Genomic DNA, 2,579 nt, shown 5'->3' with positions numbered 1-2,579 from the left:
GGTTGGTGAAACCCTCCGCCCGGGCCGCGTCGACACACGAGGTCAGGATCGCCCGGCCGAGGCCGCGGCGGGTCCAGTCGGCGCGGACGAACATCGCCCGGATTCGGGCCGGTTCGGTCGCCGGGTCGAGCAGTCTGTCGTCGGCGCCCGCGGCTGTCCCGTTGAAGAGTTTGTTCCGCCGGCTCCAGCCGCCGCAGGCCACGATCTCGCCGCCGGCCTCGTGGACGTAGTACGTGCCGTCCTCGATCAGAGCCAGGTCCAGGGCGGCGATGTGGACGGCTGCGCTCGCCACCTGCCGCTCGTCGTAGTACGCCGGGAACAGGTCGAGCACCGAAGCCCGCATCAGGTCGGCCACCCCGGGTGCGTCGGACGGCACGGCTAGGCGCTGAGGAGGAATCACCCGGCCAGGCTATTTCAGCCGCGGGGCGCGTACATGATCAGCCCCACGCCGATGAGACAAACAGCCGCACCGGACAGATCCCACCGGTCCGGGCCGAACCCGTCCAGCACCACGCCCCACGCGAGTGAGCCCGCCACGAAGATCCCGCCGTACGCGGCGAGGATGCGGCCGAAGTTCGGGTCGGGCTGCAGGGTCGCGACGAACCCGTAGGCGCCCAGGGCAAGGATCCCGCCGAGCACCCAGAGCACCCCGCGGTGCTCCCGAATCCCTTGCCAGATCAGCCAGGCCCCGCCGATCTCCGCCACTGCCGCCACGCCGAACAGGCCTATCGACCGTAAAGCCGTCATACCCACGACGCTATCCCGGAAGAGCCGGCATCCAGCCGCGGGAGTGGGGAGCTAGGTGGTGATCCTTCCGTGGGGTGAAATGGGCCGGCGGGTTCCGGACATGTGAGGGGTATGACGCAGACACCGATCAGGGCCCGGCCCGGGCCAGTGAGCGAGGCAGTCGTGCACGACCCGCCGGATCCACGCCGGGACAGGTTCGAAGAGTTCTTCGAGGCGAACCGCGACGCCGTGCTCGGGTACCTCCTCCGCCGGACGGGGAGCAGCCATGACGCGGCCGATCTGCTCGCCGACACCTTCCTGATCGCCTGGCGGCGGCTGGACGAGGTGCCCGGCGGGAGCCTGACCAGACCTTGGCTGTACGGCGTGGCGCGCCGCGTACTGGCGAACCACAGGCGGGGCGAGGGCCGGCGGAACGCACTGGCGGACCGACTTCGTGGCGAACTGGCCGAGACGACACAACCCGAGCACCTACCCGGGGATTCCGCGGCCGCGAGGGCGTTCCGGGAACTGCCCGCGCAGGACCAGGAACTGCTCTCACTCGTCGCGTGGGAGGAACTCGACACGGCGCAGATCGCGACCACCTTGGGGTGTTCGCGCAACGCAGTACGGATCAGGTTGCACAGGGCAAGGAAACGGTTCGCGAGGTTGCTGACACAGCGGTCACCGGCGACGGTCAGAGGAGAGGTATCCCATGAAGACGCATGACATCGACGCTGTCACCCGTGGGCTCGCGCCGACCACGGGCGCCCGGGTCAGCCAAGAAGCCTGGGCGGACCTGTCCGACGGCATCACTGCGACTGCGGTCGAGACACCCGCTGTCGAAGCGCCGGTGGTTGTAAAGGCGCGGCCGAGGCTGGTTGTGGTCGGCGCTTTCAGCCTGATGATCGTCGGCGCGGTCGCAGCGACGCTGCTGAACCGGCCCGGTCAGGACCTACCGCAAGCTCTGTCCGTCACCGACCAGGGCGACTGGCTGACGGTTCGGGTGGTCGATCAGGACGCGGATCCGGCGCGCTACAACGAGCAGTTCAAGCACCTGGGCCTGAACATCAAGGTGAAGATGGTGCCGGTCTCTCCGTCGCTCGCCGGCAGCTACGGCACCTTCCTCACCTACGCGAACAGCGAGGGCCAGAAGCTCAGCCTGCTCGAGCCCGGCGAGAACTGCCCGGCCACCTTGTCCGGCACCGATCCAGGCTGCCAGTACGGCGTCGAGGTGGACAAGTCGTTCAAGGGGAAGGCAGAGATCGAGTTCGGCCGGGCGGCTCGGCCCGGGGAGAAGTACGCCGCCTCCCCTGGCTCGGCGAACGCTCCAGGTGAAGAACTGCAGGGGCTCGTCTTCCGCAACCACACCGTCGACGAGGTCCGTCAGACGCTCGAGTCCCGCGGGATCACGGTGGCGTCGTACCTGAACTCCAAGACCGAGATCGTCAACGGGGTCACCACGGCCAAGGAGGTCGCCCCGGTCCCTGGCGGCTGGTACGTGCATGATGCCCAGCCTGAGTCACCCGGCGTCGTCGTCCTCTGGATCGGCCCCGCCAAGGAGAAGTGATCCGAACCCGCTCGCGTCGCCTCAGCGGAGGCGCGGGCGGGTTTTATCTCAGCCAAAGGCAGGCGGAGGCGGAGGCTAGGTCAGCGGCGGGGGCGGCTGCCGCGGGCCCAGCGATAGGTGATGAAGACCCAGGCGAGGGCTGGGAGGCCGAAGATGGCGGCGGCGATCTCGCGGCCGAAGACGAGGAAGACCAGGCCGATCAGGAAGAACGGCAGGGCCATCCAGACGGCTCCGACGAACGCGGCCCAGCGCCAGCGGCCCGGCTTGCTTGGTTGGACGGCGTACA

4 protein-coding genes and 1 pseudogene are annotated in these 2,579 nt (G+C 68.9%); 2 read left to right on the top strand and 3 right to left on the bottom strand.

Features of this window, described 5'->3' with window-relative positions:
- Positions 1-400: GNAT family N-acetyltransferase (locus VFG33_RS04005; RefSeq protein WP_325022486.1), on the bottom strand; the 400-nt coding region annotated here is incomplete at its 3' end.
- 14 nt (positions 401-414) lie between these two features.
- Entirely contained in the window at positions 415-747 is a 333-nt protein-coding gene (locus tag VFG33_RS04000; protein WP_325022483.1) for a YnfA family protein, read from the bottom strand.
- 111 nt (positions 748-858) lie between these two features.
- Here VFG33_RS04000 and VFG33_RS03995 point away from each other — a divergent pair, with 111 nt between their 5' ends.
- Both VFG33_RS03995 and VFG33_RS03990 read left to right on the top strand, forming a co-directional pair.
- Complete coding sequence (locus tag VFG33_RS03995) at positions 859-1,452, top strand: RNA polymerase sigma factor (protein ID WP_325022481.1); 594 nt, start codon at positions 859-861, stop codon at positions 1,450-1,452.
- Positions 1,439-2,293 carry a hypothetical protein gene (locus VFG33_RS03990; protein WP_325022479.1) on the top strand — a complete coding sequence of 285 codons (855 nt, stop codon included), beginning with the start codon at positions 1,439-1,441 and terminating at the stop codon, positions 2,291-2,293. Before VFG33_RS03995 ends, VFG33_RS03990 begins: the two co-directional genes overlap by 14 nt.
- An 80-nt stretch (positions 2,294-2,373) precedes the next feature.
- On the opposite strand, the pseudogene VFG33_RS03985 reads toward VFG33_RS03990, so the two are convergent.
- Positions 2,374-2,579 (bottom strand): annotated as a pseudogene (locus VFG33_RS03985) (DUF1707 SHOCT-like domain-containing protein); the annotation flags it as partial.

This window comes from Kribbella sp., assembly GCF_035687465.1.
Lineage (GTDB): Bacteria > Actinomycetota > Actinomycetes > Propionibacteriales > Kribbellaceae > Kribbella.
The sequence above is the reverse complement of the archived record's forward strand: the minus strand, read 5'-3'. Positions and strand labels throughout refer to the sequence as shown.